Origin of the sequence: Paenibacillus sp. MY03 (assembly GCF_002165585.1) — a bacterium.
Taxonomy (GTDB): Bacteria; Bacillota; Bacilli; order Paenibacillales; family Paenibacillaceae; genus Pristimantibacillus; species Pristimantibacillus agaridevorans.
In genome coordinates this window covers 24,730-45,791 of sequence record NZ_MXQD01000056.1, presented here as the reverse complement: position 1 = coordinate 45,791, position 21,062 = coordinate 24,730, and the positions used below count along the sequence as shown (strand labels likewise).

At 54.4% G+C, this 21,062-nt stretch carries 15 protein-coding genes; 5 read left to right on the top strand and 10 right to left on the bottom strand.

Annotation, left to right across the window (positions count from 1 at the left end; genetic code table 11):
* Positions 1–205 precede the first annotated feature (205 nt).
* Both B1748_RS30995 and B1748_RS30990 read right to left on the bottom strand, forming a co-directional pair.
* On the bottom strand, positions 206–2,827 hold the full coding sequence (locus B1748_RS30995; RefSeq protein WP_087571832.1) for a glucosidase family protein: 2,622 nt from the start codon (positions 2,825–2,827) through the stop codon (positions 206–208).
* A gap of 185 nt (positions 2,828–3,012) precedes the next feature.
* Complete coding sequence (locus tag B1748_RS30990; protein WP_087571831.1) at positions 3,013–3,915, bottom strand: LysR family transcriptional regulator; 903 nt, start codon at positions 3,913–3,915, stop codon at positions 3,013–3,015.
* A 145-nt stretch (positions 3,916–4,060) separates the two neighbouring features.
* On the opposite strand from B1748_RS30990, the gene B1748_RS30985 reads away from it, so the two are divergent.
* From B1748_RS30985 to B1748_RS30970, 4 genes are read left to right on the top strand one after another with little or no spacing between them, the layout of a single operon-like run.
* Entirely contained in the window at positions 4,061–5,260 is a 1,200-nt protein-coding gene (locus B1748_RS30985; RefSeq protein WP_087571830.1) for an acetyl-CoA C-acetyltransferase, read from the top strand.
* The gene (locus tag B1748_RS30980) at positions 5,257–5,973 is read left to right on the top strand and encodes a CoA transferase subunit A (protein WP_256976052.1); all 717 of its coding nucleotides are present in this window, start codon (positions 5,257–5,259) and stop codon (positions 5,971–5,973) included. Before B1748_RS30985 ends, B1748_RS30980 begins: the two co-directional genes overlap by 4 nt.
* The gene (locus B1748_RS30975) at positions 5,970–6,632 is read left to right on the top strand and encodes a 3-oxoacid CoA-transferase subunit B (RefSeq protein WP_373271315.1); all 663 of its coding nucleotides are present in this window, start codon (positions 5,970–5,972) and stop codon (positions 6,630–6,632) included. Before B1748_RS30980 ends, B1748_RS30975 begins: the two co-directional genes overlap by 4 nt.
* A 17-nt stretch (positions 6,633–6,649) precedes the next feature.
* Positions 6,650–7,441, top strand: coding sequence for a 3-hydroxybutyrate dehydrogenase (locus tag B1748_RS30970; protein ID WP_087571829.1), 792 nt, complete (start codon positions 6,650–6,652; stop codon positions 7,439–7,441).
* 14 nt (positions 7,442–7,455) lie between these two features.
* Here the strand turns inward: B1748_RS30970 and B1748_RS30965 are convergent, their stop codons facing one another.
* The 8 genes from B1748_RS30965 to B1748_RS30930 all read right to left on the bottom strand — a co-directional run bounded on the left by B1748_RS30965 (position 7,456) and on the right by B1748_RS30930 (position 19,874).
* Positions 7,456–9,060 carry a response regulator gene (locus tag B1748_RS30965; RefSeq protein WP_087571828.1) on the bottom strand — a complete coding sequence of 535 codons (1,605 nt, stop codon included), beginning with the start codon at positions 9,058–9,060 and terminating at the stop codon, positions 7,456–7,458.
* Between the two features lie 25 nt (positions 9,061–9,085).
* Positions 9,086–10,870 (bottom strand): cache domain-containing sensor histidine kinase, encoded by a 1,785-nt coding sequence (locus tag B1748_RS30960; RefSeq protein WP_087571827.1) that lies wholly within the window; start codon positions 10,868–10,870, stop codon positions 9,086–9,088.
* Positions 10,867–12,201, bottom strand: coding sequence for an ABC transporter substrate-binding protein (locus tag B1748_RS30955; RefSeq protein WP_087571826.1), 1,335 nt, complete (start codon positions 12,199–12,201; stop codon positions 10,867–10,869). Before B1748_RS30955 ends, B1748_RS30960 begins: the two co-directional genes overlap by 4 nt.
* A 56-nt stretch (positions 12,202–12,257) precedes the next feature.
* Complete coding sequence (locus B1748_RS30950) at positions 12,258–14,021, bottom strand: family 43 glycosylhydrolase (RefSeq protein ID WP_087571825.1); 1,764 nt, start codon at positions 14,019–14,021, stop codon at positions 12,258–12,260.
* A gap of 20 nt (positions 14,022–14,041) precedes the next feature.
* Positions 14,042–14,875 (bottom strand): carbohydrate ABC transporter permease, encoded by an 834-nt coding sequence (locus B1748_RS30945; protein WP_087571824.1) that lies wholly within the window; start codon positions 14,873–14,875, stop codon positions 14,042–14,044.
* Position 14,876: 1 nt separating this feature from the next.
* Positions 14,877–15,776 carry a carbohydrate ABC transporter permease gene (locus tag B1748_RS30940; protein ID WP_087571823.1) on the bottom strand — a complete coding sequence of 300 codons (900 nt, stop codon included), beginning with the start codon at positions 15,774–15,776 and terminating at the stop codon, positions 14,877–14,879.
* A 709-nt stretch (positions 15,777–16,485) separates the two neighbouring features.
* Complete coding sequence (locus B1748_RS30935) at positions 16,486–17,757, bottom strand: ABC transporter substrate-binding protein (protein ID WP_087571822.1); 1,272 nt, start codon at positions 17,755–17,757, stop codon at positions 16,486–16,488.
* Positions 17,758–17,903: 146 nt separating this feature from the next.
* A complete protein-coding gene (locus B1748_RS30930; protein WP_087571821.1) occupies positions 17,904–19,874 on the bottom strand; it encodes a glycoside hydrolase family 43 protein in 1,971 nt (656 codons plus the stop codon).
* A 208-nt stretch (positions 19,875–20,082) separates the two neighbouring features.
* On the opposite strand from B1748_RS30930, the gene B1748_RS30925 reads away from it, so the two are divergent.
* Positions 20,083–20,967 carry a pirin family protein gene (locus B1748_RS30925; RefSeq protein ID WP_087571820.1) on the top strand — a complete coding sequence of 295 codons (885 nt, stop codon included), beginning with the start codon at positions 20,083–20,085 and terminating at the stop codon, positions 20,965–20,967.
* Positions 20,968–21,062: the final 95 nt, after the last annotated feature.

Below are 21,062 nucleotides of genomic sequence, written 5' to 3'. Positions count from 1 at the left end.
ACGCTTCCATTCGAACATGAACGCTGCTTAGAGCTTGCATGAACAAATCATCTGTATTTCATGCCTCGCTCTTTGATCTGTCATCACAGCTAATGATTGTCCATGTTGAACGAACAATTGTCTATCTTAAAAGCGAAAGCGAAGATAGCCGCAAATAAAGCAAAGGTCCCCTCCTCCAAGAGAGGAAGGGACACCAGAATGGACACTAGAATTCAAGTATAACCTGTGTAATCGAACCCGATACCGCAATGACAACTGATTCCCTATCCGGATTATAGCTGCCGTTGCTCGCACGCCATGCCTGCTTCCCTTGCGGATGCGGCAAACGTATTTCAACCGTTTCAGGAAGTCGTTCGGAATAAAACTCAATCGTAGCCGTCATACTGCCGTTTTGGATATTGGATTCGATCACCATGGAGAATTGCCCAAAATAACTGGCAGCTTGATGCAGGGAGATCGTCTTCCCATGCTCCATCCATGCCCTCGGAATACCCGGAAGCAGCTTTAGGCTCTGTCCCTCCTCCATATAGAGCATCCACCGGCACTGCATAAGAAACCATCCTTCTTCGTGAGTCTTATGCGGACTCGCATGCCAAAAGTGCTCCCAGAAAGTATAGATTTCCCGATCAGCCAAACAAGCCAAGCCATTATAAAATGTCTTGAGAAACGCCTTCGTCTCTCCACGCTTAAGATGGATCCATGGGTGAATGCTATAATAAGGCTGACTTAATGCCACATTGCGTAAACAAAATAATTCATTATGGAACTGCAATAGAAATGACGTCTCCTGTTCATCGGGCTCAAGCACTTCCTGAATGACCAGATATAACGGTCCTAGCAAGGAGTCTCGGGCAGCAATAGATCCATGCGTGCCCCAGCTCCCTCCGTCTGCATACAACGCCAGCGGTCCCGTATACTCCGCCCAAGGCGGACATGTCGGGATCCAGCTCCCATCGCCAAGCGGAATAACCGGCGATCGGGCTATGGCCTCCTTCAACGATACACGGATGTCCTGCTTCATTGCATCGGCATCCTCAAGAATTTGCTGGGACAGCGCCTTATCGCTCAATAACAGCATCTCGGCTAACCGCTTTAAGCCTACAAAAGCAAAGCCATTAAGCATATAAGAACGGAAGTGATCCTCGGGATCCGCTGTTTTCCCTTCCAGCATCCCATAGCCCCTTCCCCTCAGTTCCTCGCGCAGATTCCGCTTACGCCAATCCATCAGAAAATGATACGCTTTGATGAGCTTCGGCTTTATTTTATCCACCCATGCTTCATCCCTGGTATAGCGGTAATGCTCGCCCATACTCCAAAGTGCAGCACCCGTCTCCAGCATATAGCCGCCAAAATTTTGAATGAAACCACTTTCGTGCTGCTTGTCCAGAAAAAATTGAAGCGCCCGTTCCGCATTCGTATGTGCCCCAATGGAATCCAAATATTGAATGATAGGCGAGCTTTCGGACCCTATTCCCGTATATACGCCAATCATCGGCACTAAGGGCCCCTCCGGCTCCAATCCATAGCTAATCAGATCCAGATGCATAAATCCCGCCTGCATCATCTCTTGAATCCGCCGCTCCGGGAGCTTAATCTCCATCGTATTCTGCAGCTTGGCTGCCCAGAAATCGACACATTCCCGATGTTTTATCGTAAAGTCCTGTAATCCAAGCTGTATGGCCCGGCTGCGACTAATGGGCTGATGCGGGATATAAAATTCGTAGACCGCCGATTCGCCTGGACTTAGCAATATGGCCACTTCCTCCTGCGGCATCGGACGGCCATTGATCTTGGATACAACAAATACACGGTCAGAGCTAAACATGCCAAGCCCAGCCTCGCCATCAAACGTTCGCTCGATATTAACCACAAATGGATTTTTGAACCACGCATACCTTGGAACGCGTGCCTGATTCGTTGCAACGGTCCTCGAATAATAGACAGCCTCCTCTTCCGAAGGCGGCTCTAATTCTATAAGCCCTTCATATTCCGCACGCTGCTCCGGCGTAAACATATATCCCACACCATACTGATCTGCCTTTAAATAAGGAGTCCCCTTAAGGGTCGACACCGATAATGGGCTTCTCTCAAAGGAAACGAATGCTGTATTCTCATAGTGAATGTCATGATCTTGTATGACAGCCTCAACGATCGGAAAAATGCCATTATGGAGTCTGCGAGTCAACCGATGCTCGCAACCCAAGCCTCTCCCCAATAAGTAGCTGTACTGAACGGCTGTCCCGCTGGTCTCCTCCAGGTGCACCCGCTCACCCGCATTTCGCGGCCGGATGTTATCCCACATACGATCGATGTCGCTTTCGCCGCCCCCCCGATAATCCGACTCGAAAATACGTATATCTCTAGACAATCCAAGCCATACGGGAGTGATTAGGGGGCGAGTGGCATTCGCCGCCGTCTCGTAGCTCTCTTCTGGCTCTTCCTCCAGCCGTTCAAGATTCGTCTGCAACCCTTGGTTATGGATAGTCTTGACGATTTGTTCATAGTCGCTAGCGTTCTCGGGTACCGTAACGATGACTTCGTATTCCTTTATATAGATTGGATAGGCTTTAGTCACGTCTCTCAAGTAAAAGCTAAAGGCATGCTGATCCGTCCTGATCGATAGGATGGTCGAGTGGGCGCCAAACTGAATACTCTCATTGATGACTTGCAGCTCTAGTCTACTCGCGACATCCATTTGAAAGGTTTGATTAATAGAATCATAAGTGCCTTGGCCGTAAATGAAACGTCCACTCTCAATGTCCCCATGTGTAACCGTAATTGAACCATTGCGCACCTTGTCTTTCCACAGAATTGCAACTCCCTTCAACGGAAGCACCTCCAAGAATATCAATTAAGCAATAAGTTCATTGTAGTTACAATGTTTAAAACAAGACATAGACGCCACTTAGATGGCACATGCACATTACTTATCAATCCTATGTTCGAATGAGCCTCATCCGCAATCCAACTAACAATTGTCCATGTAGATACAAGAGCACTCCATCTTAAAGTTTAAGACTTCCGACGTTCCGTTTTTTCGTTCCACTCGCGAATATGCTGCAGCCATGCTCTAGAGGCGTGGGACAAATAATGCTGTCGACTCCAGATGATCGCCAAATCCCACGCGATTGGCGGGTCCGTCTCTGCAATAACGCTCACGTTTTCCGTAACGAGTTTCTTAGCCACGGTAGGCGGAAGAAAGGCAACTCCGAGCCCTGCGCCTACCATCTCGCCGATAAAATCCCACTGTGAGCTTTCGAAAACAATATCAGGCTCAAAGCCCTCTCGAATACAGGCGTCCCGAACGCGGTCGTACAAGGAGAAACCCTCCTTGAACAAAATAAACGGCTCCTCCCGAAGCTGCGATAACCGAACCAAACGTTCCCTCGCCAGAGGATGGTCCGCATGTACGATAAGCGATAGACGTTCCTTGGCCAAAGGAAAGGCGTCGAACAGCGCCTCGTCTACAGGCAGCACGACGGCGCCAAGATCCAGCTTCGCCTCCCGAATTTGCTGTTCCACCACCTTTCCGCCTTCCTCCAGAAGCTGAAGCCGGACGCGTGGGTAGGTTCGACGAAAGTCAGCAATGATAGCGGGGAACAAGCTTGCTCCGATAACGGGCGGCAGCCCAAACGAAATATTTCCTCTCTTCAATTGTTTCCCTTCGTTTAGTGACGACTGCAGATCACGGGACATGGCAAGCATCGCCCGAGCGTATCGTAAAAAAACATCCCCATCATCCGTTAACTGCAGATGCCGCGTCGAGCGGTTGAACAATACCACGCCTAGCTCCTCTTCCATATTCTTGATCGCCTTGCTTAACGCAGGCTGCGAGATATGCAGACTCTCGGCCGACCTGGAAAAGCTCCCTTGCTCCGCCACTTCAATAAAATAACGTAAATATGGAAGATCCATATGCCATCGCCCTCACCATTTATTCTATTTTGTAATTAAAGATATGAATTATATCTATTTTACATATAAATAAGTCTTCTTTACAATTAAAACCATCGTAAGGGCCGAAGTTCAGGGCGAATGATAAGGGAGAGTGAGGCTAGGCATGAAAGAACAGGAAGTTATCATTGTAAGCGCTGTCAGAACTGCCATTGGCAAATTTAACGGTCAGTTCAAAGATATAAGCGCTGTCGATCTGGGAGCGGCCGTCATTGCTCCGGCAATCGAACGGTCAGGTCTTTCCGCTTCCGACGTACAGGAGGTGTTTATGGGCAACGTGCTGCAGGCGGGACTGGGTCAGAATCCGGCCAGACAAGCGGCGCTCAAAGCGGGACTCTCCGTCAGCGTGCCCGCTACAACGGTCAATCAGGTGTGCGGTTCGGGATTGATGGCGGTACAGCTGGCCTATCGTTCGATTCGAAGCGGCGAAGGCGGAATTCTCCTTGCAGGCGGCATGGAGAATATGAGCCGCTCCCCCCACTTGCTGCAAAATTCCCGCTCCGGTCTTCCGATGGGCGACCGGATGATCAAGGACAGCATGATTGTCGACGGATTATGGTGCGCTCAGAACGATGTCCACATGGGGATAACCGCGGAAAATATTTGCGAGGCCTATAGTCTGGAGCGCGAGGAATTGGACCGTTACGCGCATCGCAGTCAGATGAAGGCCGCATCGGCGGTGGCGGCCGGCCGCTTCCGGGAAGAAATCATACCGATAGAAATACCCCAGAGCCGGGGCCCCGCTCTCATAGCCAATCATGACGAATACATTCGTTCCGATACGACGATGGATGCCCTGTCGAAGCTCCGTCCGGCGTTTGCTAAGGGCGGAAAGGTGACAGCCGGCAACGCATCCGGCATCAACGATGGCGCAGCCGCTCTTGTGTTAGCGAGCCGCCGGGAAGTCGAAGCGCGCAATTTGACGCCATTAGCCAGCATCCGATCCTGCGCCGTTGTTGGTGTAGATCCGGCCTTCATGGGGCTTGGACCCATTCCGGCCGCGGAACAAGCACTGGCTAAAGCCGGTCTCTCTATGTCCGATATTAACGTAATTGAGGCCAACGAGGCGTTTGCTTCGCAAGCTTTGGTATTCGCAAAACATTTCGGGCTGGACGACAGCCGACTAAACGTGGGCGGCGGCGCAATCGCGCTGGGCCATCCCATCGGCGCCAGCGGTGCGCGCATTGTCGTGACGCTGCTGCATGAGATGGCTCGCCGGGAAGCTCGTTACGGCATGGCGGCGTTATGCGTCGGAGGCGGCCAAGGCATTGCCATCATTTTGGAGCGGGGAGTTGAACAACGATGATGCAGAAGAAAGTATGGACCTCGTTTGCAGAGGCCGTTGCCGATATTCATGATGGAGCTACTTTGATGGTCGGCGGATTCGGACTTGTCGGCATTCCCGAAAATTTAATCTCAGCTCTTGCCGAGCGCGGCGTCAAAAACCTGACCGTCATCTCGAACAATTGCGGCGTCGACGACTGGGGGCTGGGAATTCTGCTGCGCAATCGGCAAATTTCCCGAATCGTGGCCTCCTACGTCGGAGAAAACAAAGAATTCGAGCGTCAAGCCTTGTCGGGAGAAGTGGAAGTCCAATTGCTGCCGCAAGGCACGCTGGCCGAGAAAATCCGGGCAGGCGGAGCAGGCATTCCCGCTTTCTATACGCCTGCCGGAATCGGTACGCCGTTGGAAGAAGGACGCGAACAGCGGATGTTCGGCGGCAAAGCCTATCTGCTGGAGGAGTCCTTGACTGCGGACTTCAGCCTGATCCGCTCTGCCATAGCCGATCGGGCAGGCAATCTTGCCTACAATCGAACGGCCCGCAACTTCAATCCGTTGATGGCGGCCGCAGGCAATGTTACTATTGCGGAAACGGAATCGCTGCTGGACGGCGGCTACCTGGATCCCGAGCATGTGCATACCCCCGGCATTTATGTACAGGGACTTATCATTGGCAAACAGCAGAAGCGGATCGAGAAATTAACCGTGTCGCATCCCGAAGGAGGGCCTTCTTTATGACCATGCCAAACCCGCGCATCAAGATGGCGCTGCGCGCCGAAAAGGAAATCGCCGATGGATTTTATGTCAACCTGGGCATCGGCATGCCTACTTTGGTAGCCAATCTCATCTCCTACGGAAAACGTGTATCGCTTCAATCCGAGAACGGGCTTATCGGAATCGGTCCTTACCCCTTGCCAGGAGAGGTTGATCCCGATTTGATCAATGCCGGCAAAGAAACCGTGACAGCCCTGCCGGGCGCCTCTTTTTTCGACAGCGCCGAATCGTTTGGCATGATTCGAGGAGGGCATATCGATCTGGCCATACTCGGCGGCATGGAAGTGTCCGAAACCGGAGATTTGGCAAACTGGATGATCCCGGGAAAAATAGTCAAAGGCATGGGCGGGGCCATGGATCTTGTTCATGGAGCCAAGAGGATTGTTGTCATGATGGATCATGTCAATAAGGACGGCAAACCTAAAATCCTGCATCGTTGCACGCTTCCGCTTACCGGAAAGGGCGTGGTCCATCGCATCATTACGGATCGCGCCGTCATGGATATAACTCCGCAAGGGCTCGTTCTCGTCGAAGCGGCGGCTGGTTTTTCTGTTGACGATATCCAGGCGGCAACCGAACCTCATCTGGTGGTGTCGGACCATCTCGTTATAGACGCTTATTAATCGGAGGGGGACTTTTCTTGAAAAAAGGACCTGATAATCAAAGTCGGATCGTATTGGTTACGGGAGCGGCCGGCGGCATTGGCCTCGCTATAGGACGCCGCTTCGCCGAGGCGGGCGCCAGGGTTGTGTTAACCGACCGTGACGGTCCGGCCGTTAAACAAGCGGCGGCCGAATGGCGCGAAGCCGGATGGCACGCTCTTGGCTTGCCTCTGGATGTAACATCCGAAAGCGAGATCTCGAACGTTATCGAACAAGTTCAGCAAACATGGGGCGGCATTGATATTCTGATCAACAATGCGGGCATGCAATTTGTATCCCAGGTGGAAGATTTCCCGACTGCGACGTTCGAACGAATGCTCGCCATCATGCTAACCGCTCCGTTTATGCTGATCAAACAAGTTGTTCCAGGAATGAAGAAGCGACGTTTCGGCCGTATTATCAATATTTCGTCCATCAACGGATTGATCGGCTTCGCGGGCAAAGCCGCCTACAACAGCGCCAAGCATGGCGTCATCGGCCTGACCAAAGCCGTCGCGTTGGAGACAGCTCCCTGCGGCATTACCGTCAATGCGCTTTGTCCGGGCTATGTGGATACCATGCTTGTTCGCAACCAGTTGGCCGATGTAGCGAGGCTGCACGGCATCACGCCCGAGTCGGCGCTGGAGAGCGCGATCTTGCCTCTCGTGCCGCAACGCCGGCTGATCGATATAGCCGAGGTAGCCGAATATGCATGGTATCTGGGCAGCGACCTGGCCCGCGGCATCACCGGCCAAGCCGTTGTCATCGACGGCGGCTACACGGCGCAGTAGACGAGAGTTCGCGCCTATCGCCTGCTCCGCACCTCTTCCCGATACTCCTTGGGCGTGACGCCCGCTTCGTTTTTGAAGACGCGGTTGAAGTGGCGAATGTTCGAGAAACCCGTCATCTCCGCGATGCCGAGTATCTTCTCGTCCGTCGATGCCAGCCGCCGCTTCGCTTCCTCCACGCGAAGCTCGGTCAGCCGCTCGACGAACGTCTTGCCGGTACGTTGCTTGTACAGCGTACTGAAGTAGGCCGCATTTAAAAACACCTTGTCGGCGAGATCCTTAAGCGCCAGCGGCTCGTGATAATGTTTCTCCAGGTACCTCTCCGCCAGTTGGATGGGATCACGCTCCGTCGGCTTGCTTCCTTCCGCGATGCCCGACGTCAAACTGCCCAGCAGCGTCCGGCATACCTCGATCAGCTCCGTGCTGGATGAGATCGAACAGATCTCGACGAGCAGCGTCCGGATATCCTTTTCGCCAAGCCAATCCCGAGTCAGGCCAAGCTCTTCCGACAGCTCGTAGCACTGGATAAGCAGTTTGCATATTTGCTGGTGCACAAGCTCCGGCGTCCCCGCTTTGGCGCACAGCTCGCCAATGGTCAGCTCCGCCAATCGTTCGGCTTCGTCTCGCCGCCCTTCGTGGATCGCCTTATCCAACGACTCCCAGGACCACTTCTTCACCTCCGCCTTGAGGAGATGATTTTGAGCCGCGTTGCGGTAATCGATCACCTTGTCTCCTCCCACGACGAGACGGTACAGCAAGGCGATCCCCGCCTCGCGGAACGGCACGGTCATGGACTCGAACCCCTTTACCGGACGTCCGATGCCGATCGTTACGGTCAGATTAGAGAGAGACTTGATCTGTCTTCGGATGGATTCGGCGAGTTCCAGAAGAGCATCCATATTCGTATCCGGCATGTTTACGAGCGCCGCAACCTCCGACTCCGAGAACACGAAGCTGAATCCCGGCATGCGGTGATCCAGAATTTCCTGTACGAACTGTTGAATGTAGAGCTGGAACAGCGACGGATCGGATTGCGTATACCGCTCCCGCGCAACCGATTCTTTGTCGAGCTTGATGACCAGGCAATTGAAATAAGGTTCGGACAGCTCGATGCCCAGTTGACTCAGCAAGTCCAGATCCTGTTGATGCAAGCTGCCGCGCATGATGCCAGCGGACAAGCCGTCCGAAGCCTGCTGACGAAGCTGGCGGTCGTCCTTTGGCGCTTCCGGAGCCGGCGATGCTCCCCTCGTACGCAGCTCCTCCTTCAACTTATCCAACACGCGCGTCAGCTCTTCGCGCTCCACCGGCTTCATGATGTAATCCTTGGCGCCGCTGCGCATGGATTGCTGCAGGTACGAGAAGTCCTCATATCCGCTGATGACGACGCATTGCAGCTTCGGGAACCGTTCCCTTGCGATCGTCTGCAGTTGGAGACCGTCCATCTTGGGCATCCGAATGTCCGTCAGCAGCACGTCCGGCTTGAGCTGCTGAAGCAGCTCAAGCGCCTCGTAGCCATCCTTCGCGTCGCCGACAACCTCCCATTCGGAGTCCCACGAAGCGATCATCGCCCGGAGTCCCCGCCGGAATATCGCCTCGTCATCCACTACAACGATTCTAGGCATTCGTCCATCCTCCCCCGCTGATCGATTACTCTCCGCCGTCCGTCATGGCAGGGAGCGTCATAATAACCCGAAGCCCTTGATACGGCATGCTCTCCAAGGCTAGACCGTAAGGTTCGCCATAATGCAGTTCGATTCGCCGATGCACGTTCAACAGTCCATTGCCCGTCTTGCCTCCGAGATCCTTGGAATGCTTGAGCCGCTCGCGCAGCATCTGCAGCTCCTCCGTTCCGAAGCCGATGCCGTCGTCCTCTACGACGATCGTCAGCACGCCCTCCGCTTCGCGTCCGGATACTTTGATCCGGCCTTCGCCTACACCCTTGTCGATGCCGTGGTTAATCGCATTTTCGACGATGGGCTGAATAATGAGCGGAATGACCTTGCAGCCAAGCGCCCCTTCGTCGATGTCGGTCTCAAACGCGATGCGCTCCTCGTATCGGATCTTCTGTATACTCATATATCCTTTGACGTGCACAAGCTCGTCTTGCAAAGTGACGGCTTCCCTCCGGCTGCTCAGGCTATAACGCAGCAGCTTGCCGAGATTGTTCGCCATCGTTACGATTTCCCGGTTCCCCTCAAGCTCGGCGTACATGCTGATGGAGCCCAGAGTATTGTACAGAAAGTGCGGATTGATCTTGCTCTGCAGCGCGGCTATCTGGGCATCCTTCTCCCTTATCTCCGTTTCGTAGAGCAGATAACCAAGCTCGCTCAGCTTGGACACCATCGTATTAAACGTGCTCCCCAGTTGACCGATCTCGTCGGCCGACGTGACGGGGAACGAGACGTTAAGTTCGCCTTGCTCGACCTTTCGCATCAACCGGCTCAGTTTGCGCAGCGGCAGCGTTATACGAAACGCGAGAAAGACGGAGATCAGCATCGCCAGTCCGATGCAGATAAAACCCGCAAGCGCGATGGAATTGCGGACGAAAAGACTGTCCTTCATCAGCTCCCGGACCGGAACGGCGCTTACCGTCGTCCAGCCCGTTACGTCCGAGGTTACATATGCGACAAGCAGCTTCTCCGTATCTCCGCCGTCAATATGAAGCATCCCTTCCCCTTGCGGGGAGCCGAGATCCGCGATTGCCGGCGCTTCGTCCCGCGTAATGACCGGCTGGCCGCCTCCGTCAACGATATACATGGACTCCTTGCGGACGGGGTCGGCTTGCAGCAATATTTTGCGGACGGAGGCCGGGTCGATATCCAGCACGATATAGCCCAGCGTCTCGCCGGTATCGAAGCTGCGAAGCTCGCGGGCGATCGAGAACACCTCATACGACATGCCGCTCGTCGCCTGCACCTCGTGCGTCGTGATAAAGGTCGGCTGCCCGAAACGCTCCTTGGCCTTCATGAGCCACTCGGCGCTTTCATCCAGCTTATACGTCGTCACATATTGGCTCTCGGGGAGTACGACGTACGAGGCCCCTTTCTCCCCAAACAACGAGATGCCCATTATATCGATTCGGCCATTGATAAAGATCGACGAGACGAATTGGTTGAGCGCCTCGATCTCCTTCAATTCCAATCTCTGTCCAAGCGTCCGCCGCGAGCTGATAAAGCTCATGATATCCTTATTGGAGTAGGGGGACAGCGTCAATCGGTTTAATTCGTTCATATACGTGTCGATGTTAAGCGTAATCTGCTTGACGGTCTGCAGTTGATAGCTGCCGACGTTTTTCTCCATCGCCTTCTCAAAGCTGCCGAATGTATAAAGTCCCATTGCGGCCAGCGGAACAAGCACGAGCAGACAGTTGATCCAGATCAACTTGCGCGCCAGCTCCTGGTTCCGGAATCCTTGCGTCAGTTTCCGGATCATTCCGCGTTCTCCCCATGTCCGCTCGCCAGCGCATTTACCTTCCTAACCGCATTCTCAAGCGTCTGCTTAGGCGTCTGCTGCTTGTAGTTCATCTTCTCGAACTCCTGAATTAACAATTCGATCGCGGACCATTGCTTTACATGCCGCGGCCAATAAGCGACATAATTGGCGACGGCGGCATAATCGCCCCGATATTCCTGATCGGTAAACGCCTTGCTCTCCACGACCTTCGTCATGCTGGGCACATGACCGGCTTGCGCCCATAGTTCGCCATGCTCGACCATCCACTTCGAGAAGGTTAGTGCCGCATGGCGCTTTTCCTCCGTCATGCCGTGTTTGGTCGGAATCGCCAGCGTATGCGAATCTCCCCAAGCCGAGGAATGATCGTATAGAACGGGGAGCGGCACGACGCCGAAATCGAGTGACTCCGCATGCTCGAAGGCTCCTGTTCCCCACATGCCGAGCATGATGACGGCAGCCTTGCCATCGCGAAACAATTTAAAGGAATCGTTGATATCCGGCGGAATTAACCCTGTTGCATATAGATGGTTGACGAACTCCAGCGCCTCCAGCGCCTTGGCGTTGTCGAACCTGGCCTGCATGCCGGATTCGCTGTAAAACGTCCCGCCTCCGTCCATCTGATTGTACAAGCTCCACCAGAACCAGACGGAATCGATCCGCGTACTCGGCATTGCGAGCGGCGCCACATCGGAAGCTACAGCAGAGCGAATTCGCTCCAGAAATGCCGCGAAGCCTCCGGGTCCCGGATCGATGACCGGCCTCCCCGTCGTTTCGTCAAGGACGCCGGCCGCGCGCAAATGCGACTTATTGTAATACATAACGAGCGCGTGCGTATCCAGCGGAACGCCATAGGAGCTCCCGTCATATTCCGTTGCTTTGCGAATATGGGGGGTGAAGTCATTCCAGTCAAGACCGACCTCCCGAGCCGACTCCGTCAAATTCTCGATATAGCCATTCTGGACGAATTGCGGCATGCTCGTCGTATGAATGATTGCGACATCGGGCGCATTGCCGGCCAGTATCGCCGTTCGGAGGCGCGAATAATAATCATCGAGCCTGGTGTTGGTCTGCACGACCGCTATGTCGTCCTGCTGAGCATTGAACTGCTCCACCATCTCGGTCATAAACTGGTTGTCGCCGCCGCTGAAGGGGGTCCAGTAATCCAGGCGGATCACGTCGCGCTTGGGCTCGGGCTGCGGAGAAGGCGCCTCTTTCCGCGCGCAGCCTGCCAACGTCCCCGCGAGCAAACCTCCCGCAAGCAGACATGCCGCAAGCCTTCGCCAATCTTTTTTTGAACCCGCAGATCTCATCCCTTCGAACCCCTTTCGGCTGTGGCAGCTCCTGATTGTACGCGTCTGTTTTACCGCTATCGCACGATATCGATATAATCAATAGATACCCCGTCCGAGGCAGGCTTTAGTGTAATCGAATTGGCGCCTTTCCGCAACTTCAGCCGGAGCTCCGTAACAGGGTATTCGCTGCGGGCAGTCGGCGGCAGCTGCACGGTCTCCTTCTTGCTGCCCGATGTCTCCACATGCAGGGCAATCTCGTTTGACGATGGATTGCTTGCCGCGATCCGCAGCGTATATGGAGCCGTCTCCGGTACAATGACGGATTCGAACGCAAGCTTGCCGCCCTCGCCTTTCATGACCCCTGTGCCCGAAGCGAACGGATTATCTTCGGCTGCCATGCCTTCGCCGCCCTGCGCGTACTCCGCTTCATAACGCGGAATTTCCAGCGCGGTCACTTGAATGCCCGTCGGCAGCTGTCCCTCGGCGCCGGTCACTACTACGCTGTTGCTCCCCTCCGCAAAGCCAATCAAGGCGTAGACGTAGCCGGTCTCATCGCCTGCAAGCGCCGGCAGAGCGACTTCTACCGGCTCGCCGCCGTGCGCTTCCAACCGCAAGGCCGCGCCTGTGCCGGTCGCATTGCGATAATGCAGCAGCAGCGGCGTTTGCTGCGCGGCTCCGGCACCCAGCGGCAAGCTGTCAAAGAGCAGACCGCCGCCTTCCGCCGTTCCCGCGTGTTCGGCCAGGAAGATACCGCTGCCGGAAGGAACCGGAATCGCGGAATCCGTCGACAACGGCTTCCCGAAGCTCGGCAACCCATCATCGCCCCATAACACGCGTTGCGCGCGCGCTTTTCGATTATTCCAGCCGTCGGTAATGCCGCTCGTCGCATGGTAAACGATCCAATCCTCCGTGCCGTCGGGCGACTTCACGAACGAGTTGTGCCCCGGGCCGTACACGCCGGCTTCGTCGTCTATCGCCATAAGCGGCAGCGCGGACTTCTCCCAATCAGCCGGATCCAGCGGATTCCCGCCAGGCGTCAGCGCCAAAATCCCGATGCTGTAATGCGGCGTCCAGCTGCCCGCTCCCGAATACGCGAGAAACACGCGTCCGTCTTTACTCAGAATCGCCTGTCCCTCGTTGATGTAAGGAGGTCCTCCCGCCCGCTCCCACTCCAGATCGGGAGCGCTCAGGAGCACGCGCGGACCGCTGATCGTCAGCGGATCGCTCATCGGAGCGATATAGGTATTTTGCGCGATGTTGACGTCGGCCTCCCAGCCTGACCATACAAAGTACAGCTTCTCTTCATGCTCCATGACGAGACCGTCTATCGCCCAGCGATTGGATTCATCCGTTATTTGACCCTTGAAGGTATATTCTCCCATAGGATCGTCGGTATCCGCCTCCAGCGCGTACATCCGATGATTTTCGTTCGCCCCGTCGTCGGCCGCGAAGTAGATGTACCACATGCCGCGTATATATTGAATCTCCGGGGCCCATAAGTTGGCGGAATAGGCGGTATCGACCGGCGGATACCAGACCACTTTGCGCTCCGCGTGCTTAAAGTCCAGCGTGCGCGACTTCATGATCATGACGTCCGCGCCGTTATGCGTAAACGTCATATAATAGAAGCCATCTTTGTAGACCACGCTGGGATCCGGCGTATCCATCCCGGAGATCGCGTTCTTGAATGTCCCTCCATGACCCGCGTACGGGACCGCTTCTTCATCATTACCGTTCATCCACCCGTTCACCGTCCCTATCCAAATAGCGGCAAGGGCGGTCAGCAAGACCGCCCCCAGCCCGAAGTATATGCTCTTCGATCCCCGTCTTCGCCCCATCCGCATACTCTCTCCTTCCCTTATTTCACGCCGGCTTGCGTAATCGCCCTGACGAACGAACGTTGTCCCAAAATAAATACGATCAAGACAGGCAGCGTCGCAATCGTCGTCATCGCCATCAGCTTGCCGTACGCCTGCGTATAGCTGCCCTGCGCCATCAGAGCGATACCGGCCGTAATGGTCCGCATCTCCGGCGAAGTTGTCGCGTACAGCGGCCACACGAAGTCGTTGTATATCCCCATAAAGGTGAAGATGCCAAGAGTGACCATAATGGAAACGGACGCAGGCAGCAGAATGCGAGAATAGATCTGCCACTTGTTCGCCCCGTCAATGCGGGCCGCCTCCTCGATCTCCTTGGGGAAGGAGATAAAAAATTGATAAAGCAGGAAGACGCCGAAAGCGCCCGCGGTATAAGGCAATATCAGTGCCGAATACGTGTTGATCAGTCCCAGCGCGTTAAATTCCATATACATCGGCAAAAACGTCAGCACGCCCGGGATCATAAGCGATGCGACAAACATCGCAAACAGCGTTCGCTTGAACGGCAAGTCGGACAGGCGGGCGAGCGCGAATGCAGCCATCGAGTCAATCAGCAGCACGATCGCCGTGCCGATAACGCCCACCGACAGAGAGTTTGTAATCCAGCGTACGATCGGCACGTTCATCAGCTCGCCGGATAGTCCCTCCACATAATTTTCGATTGTCGGCTTCTTCGGGATAAAGTTCATCTGTCCGGCCAGCGCCTCGAAGTCGTTTTTGAACGAGGTCGAGATCATCCAGACGAGGGGAAGCAGAAAGATGGCCGCGATGACGGTCGCCAGCAGTATCCATAATAGCTTGCGCGTTCCTTTCATCTTAGACGCCACTCTCCTTTCTTCCATAAGTCAGTCTGTATTGCACGACCGAGATGATCATGATGAGCAGCGCCATTATAATGGCCATCGCGGACGCGCTGCCGATTTCCTTGCGAATGAAAGCCTGATCCAGCACGTTCATTAGAAGCACCTTCGTCGAATCGCCAGGCCCCCCGCGCGTAAGCAGAAATGGCTGCGCATAGACGTTAAACGAAGCGATCGTCGAAGTAATCATGACAAACAGCATGACGGGACGAATCGACGGCAATGTAATGTAAGCGAACTTGCTCCAAACGGTCGCTCCGTCAATGGATGCGGCTTCATAGTAGTCCTCGGGCACTTCGTTAAGCGCGTTGATGAAAATAATCATATTAAAGCCGATCGTCCACCACAGCGTCGTCGCGATTAGCGATACCCATGCCCAGGGCGTATCCGTCAGCCACGGAATCGTATCAATGCCCAGCTTCATCAGCATGCTGTTAATGAATCCGGCGTTCGTGTCGAACATCATGAGCCAAATGACCGCCATAACGGATGCCGAGATCGCGTAAGGCATGAAATAGAAGGTGCGGAACAGCCCGCGAATGCGGCCAGGCAAAACGTTGACGAGCAAGGCGAGCCCCAGCCCCACCGCGATGAGCAGCGGCACGGAGAACAGCACGAACTGGGCCGTCGCCCAGAGGCCCCGAAGGAAGACGCTATTCTCGTAAGTTCCTCCCGAAAAGATCGCGATATAGTTGTCAAGTCCGACGAACGGATGCTCCTCGGACAACAATTCGAAGTCATGCAAGCTGATATAGAGGCCGTACCCGATCGGGAACAGCAGGAACATGGCGAAGCATAGCGTATACGGCAATGCGAATAAAGCAGACGTTAACCTGGACATCCAGGACGTTCTCATAAATGCAATCCCTCCAACGTTACTGACATGTATGTCGCGCGAACAAGGTGAAACGGCTGTCGCCGTCCTTTGTGCGTTCAAAGTAGGTTATATCGCCAATAAGAATTTCACATCCAATGCAAGCTCGGAACCTTACGTTTATGTGTTAAGAAAAAACGGCTGACAGCGTCCTTTCGCAAACACATATGCTCCCCTTACGTTTTAATAAAGGGAAAAACCCCCTTTAATTGACTACCCTGTTGTCGCTGCGATGTTTTAGAGGGAAATTGTCCCCCTAATTCAAGCCGAATGATGGGCAAACGCCATTTGGATGGATATTAGAGGGAAGATTTCCTCTTAAAGTAGTAAAATTCCATTTATAAGCGAGAATAGTGGGCGATTTTCCCTTTATTTTCTGCACGACTGATGAATGCAGCGTCCTTCTAAAAACCATCATAAAGCTCCGCCACAGCCCCGGTACGGAAACGACTCATTCACATTAAAAGACATTTTCTTTCCGAAGAAACGTGTGGAGTGAGTAAGAGGCTATTCAAAGGATGAGCGACCTCCAGCATTGCATAGCAAAGCCGCTTCGGAAGCATAAGGTAGGTTTTATCGCCAATAAGAAATCCGTTTTCGAGGACCGAAAACTGATACTTTCTTTTGTGGTAAAAAAAGGACGGAGCCGCACTTGCCTCCGCTCCGTCCTTCCCGCTTTCGGTCGTCCGTCTTACTTGCCGATCGCTTGCTTGGACTTCGCCGTCGCGTCGTCCATCGCCTTCTGGGCATCCTTCTTGCCCAGCAGCGCGTTGTTCAGCTCGCCCCAGATCGGCTCGGAAATCGTCGGCCAATTAAGCACGTTCGGCGCGAATTGCACGTAAGAGAAGCTGTCCGCGATCGCGCTTTGCGGCAGCGCCTTGAATTCGGCGCTCTCGATCATCGGCTTGGCGGCAAGCGCCTGACCGGATTCCGCCCACTCCAGCGAATTGGAGGAAACATACTTGAGGAAGTCGCCAATGCCGGCGATAATTCCCTCATCCTTTACGTCTTTCGGAATTGCGAAGTTATGAGAACCGCCAAACACGGCTTGCTTCGCCTTGCCGATTTGCGGCACAGGCGCGACGCCATAATTGAGACCCGCTTCGTCGAATTGCGATTTCATCCATGGACCGTTGAATTGAATGGCGTTTTTGCCTTGAAGGAACAAGGTGTTCTCTCCATCCTGCTGTACATTGCCCGGCGATACGCCCTTGTCGACCATTCCGCGCAGCCACTGGATCATTTCGACCGCTTCAGGCGAATTATACGCAACATCGGTACCGTTCCACAGCTCGCCGCCGTTCTGCCACACAAGTGTCGGGAAGATAAATTGCTGCGGCCAGAGCGTAGGTACGACATAGCCGTAGACGCCCTTGTCCTTGTTCGTTACCTTTTCGACCGCCGCGTCGAATTCCTCGCGATTCGTCGGAGGGCTTGTGATGCCTGCGGCTTCCAGCAGGTCCTTGTTGTAATACATTACAAGCGGGTGAATGTCGAGCGGAATGCCGTACAGTTTGTCTTCGATCGTCGCGTAGTTGACCGCGGCTTCCACGTAGTCCGTCTTATTAATGCCGGCAGCTCCCGCCAGCGTATCCATCTCCTGCAGTTGTCCCTTGCTCACGTAAGTCGGAATTTGATCCAGATGCATGATCATCAGATCCGGACGTTCCTTGCCCGTGCTGAGCGCCACGTCAAGCTGCTTGTAGTATTCGCCGTTGGGCTGGATAACGAAGTTGATCTTGTAGCTGTCCTGGGAAGCGTTGTATTTGTCGACGATCTCCTTCATAAACGGGCCGTCTGCTCCGGAGAACGGCGTCCAGAACAAAAACTCGGTTTTCTTGCCCTTGCCGGCGCCTCCCGAAGCGCTCTCCGTCTTGCCTCCGGCATCGCCGCCATTGCTGCAGCCCGTTGCGACCATTGCGAATACCGTCAGTACGGATAACCAAGTTGTAGCTTTTTTCATCCTTTCGTTTCCCCCTTGTAGATGATTCTCCCAATGAAACTTGCTGCGCTTCCAAAGGACAGTGCGGCCGTTTCACCTTGGTTCCCATCATACCTTTGCGGGGAAGGCGAAAAAATGTCTTCTTTTTGTATACTATGGACAATTTTTTAGGATCCCAGCGCCGTCCATTCCAATTGGCTCAATATGATCTTGCGTTCCGAGGACACCGCGATCGACCGCCATGTTTCCCCTTGTACGGACTCGGATAACACAGTCTCGCCGTCCATGCTGATGTGCAGACGTTGTCCCGCATGGCGGATAAACCACGTGCAGCCTCCGACAATCGAATTGTCTTGGAGGATGACGGAGCGGACCTCGCCATTCGCCGAAACAAGCGACAGCTGGAGCTTAGCGATCCCCCCCTCCAGCTCGAAGCGGCAGGTTGTCGCCTCATCCTGGAACGGGTTGTTAAGACGGAGGGACGATAATCCTGCGGTCGGGCAGCCGGTCAACGCCGTTCCTGCCGCGCTCCAATCGCCGGCCGACACTTCGCAAGCCGACAAGCAAGCCGCCGCTCCAGTCTCCAGGAAAGACAAGAAACCTGTTAACGAAATACCGGCAAAGCAAACGGACGTGTAGTGAGTGACGAGACCGTAACGCTGAACTGGAGAAACGCAGGAGGCGGACAACGTCTGCACCCCGTCCAGCTCCACCATGACGGCGTTTCCTGATGTACGAATCACTACCTGATGGTATACGTCGAATCGGAATCCGACCGGAAGAACGCGGCTTCGCTGCTCCAGCCTAATGCCGCGCACCGTCTCGTAGATGCCGATCGTCCGTTTGCCCGCGTCGAACAGCACCTCGATGAGGCTTGTCTCGTCTCCTGCTTGCAGCACGGCACCGTACAAACCTCCCATGTGGCTCCGCTCCCAGCGTACGTTCAGTTCGAAAAGCGCATGGGCATAGGAGGGCTCGACAAATGCCCGGCTAATGCCGAACTGGCTTGCTTGAAGCAGGCTGCCCCCGTCAATCCGCCACTCTCCTCCATTGGTTGTCCAGCCACTCCCGATCTCATCGCCTTGTGCCGTATCCTTACGATCGAACAGATCCCTGAACGCGGGCATCGCGGGCGCAGCCACGGCCTCCCAGCTCGGTCCCGGCACCATCATTCTGTCCCCATGCCACAGCAGCGGATCCATCCGCAGCTGTCTTCGTTCTTTCTCGTCCGCCGCATCATCCCCGCGTACTTCGCGCCCATGATAGACGATCCAGTCGTCTACGTTGTTCGGCGCCTTTGCGACGCTGTTATGGCCAACGCCTTCTACCTTGGCGTTCTGCCTCAGCAGCGGCTCGTAAGTGTCGTCGTCCGGATATTTGCTCCACTCGAGCTCCGTCAGCGAATGATCCGCGGCATGATCCGCCATGCTGTATCCGACATAATAATACGGGCTGGTATAAGCGTTGCCGCTATACATAACGTAATGTTTTGCGCCCCTTTTCAGATGAAAAGCGCCTTCAATCGTATGCCAGTTCCTTCCGTCGCCGAAGCGATTTACGGCAAATACCTCTTCGTCCAGCGTAGGCCTGACGATCAGTTTCGGTTTGCCCTCCGGCGTGAAGGGATCCAGCAGTCTGTCCGCCAGAATAACCGTACCCGCCCGATGAGGATCAATGCCGTAAGTTTCGTTCGTAGAATAGAACAAGACGAAACCCCCGTCCGTATCGCGCACGACATGCGCATCGATAGAGAACGTATCGAACAACGTCTTCCGATATTCGAACGGGCCTTCCAGACTTGCGGATACCGCGACCCGCATGAATTGTTGATGAACGTCGTCTCCCCCGCTTGGCATATTGGAAACATAGAGATAGAATTGTCCATTATCGTACATGACGGCAGGGGCCCAATAACCGCTGCGTCCCTCTTCCTGATAGGCGAATCCTTGGAAGGTCCACGTCTTCATATCCTTGGATGTCAGCAAGGTAACACCGGCCTCGGCGGTCGCATAGGCATAATATTTTCCGTTCCACTTGAGCACGTACGGGTCAGGATGATAGGCGGGAGCAGACGACGCAGCGGAATCTCTTAAGCTCTCGTCTTTAACGACGAGCGGCGGATTGGTATACATGTTCATAATGGTATAATTCCTCCATTTATAATAAGTTAGGTTTAAGCTTATTATAGCGGACTGGACAGGGCTTGGAGGTGAACGCTTTTTTGGACGTTATGGACATATTTACAGGTCATGGCATCGCTGGTTGACAACAACCTTTCGGCATGATATCTTTAATTTAAGATAATTAATATTAAGGTTAAATCCCAAACCAAGGAGCGTGTTCTTCATGACAACAACATATAGACCTATCGACAGTGTTCGCAGCGGCGCGCCATTCCATATGGTCGGCGACGGCTTCCGCGTATCCAACTACTTCCCTTCCGGCAACGAGCTCGGCGAACGGATCAGTCCCTTTATTCTTCTCGATTACAACGCGCCTTACCATTTCCCGCCAAGCGATTCCGCCAGAGGCGTCGGCGCGCATCCCCACAGGGGGTTCGAGACTGTCTCGATTGCATACGAGGGGTATGTAGAGCATCACGATAACCATGGCAATCATGGCATCATCGGTCCCGGGGATGTCCAATGGATGACGGCGGGCTCCGGCTTGCTGCATAAGGAATACCACGAGCGAGAATTCGCCAAACGCGGAGGCGTGTTCCACTTCATCCAGCTTTGGGTCAACCTTCCGCGCGAACACAAGATGCATCCTCCAAGATATCAGGAGCTGCTGAAAGCGAATATGGGCCGGGTCGCCCTGCCGAATGACGGCGGAGAGGTTCGCATTATTGCAGGCGAATACGAAGGCACGCGCGGTCCCGCGGAGACCTTTTCGCCGATCACGTTGTTCGACATCGCCTTTAAGTCAGGCGGCATCGCCGAATTCGAGTTGCCGGCGGGCTACAATACGGGAGCTATCATCCTGCGCGGCAGCGCCAGAGTGAACGGCGAGCGCGAGGTCGGCGAAGGCGCGTTCGTGTTGTTCGACAATGCCGAAGGACGCATAGCCATCGAAGCTTTGAGCGACGACACGCTAGTACTCGTGCTGGGCGGAGAGCCTATCGACGAGCCGATGTTCCAATACGGGCCGTTTGTTATGAACACGCGCGAAGAAGTCATTCAAGCCTACGCAGACTTCCAGGCAGGCAAAATGGGCAATGCCGATTTCTAATCGCAAGGTCCTCCATTACAGAAAGAAGAGCCGTCTAAAGGTGTTCGCATGATATGTGGCCGTCCCAAACATCCCGATTTATACGTGAAAGGACC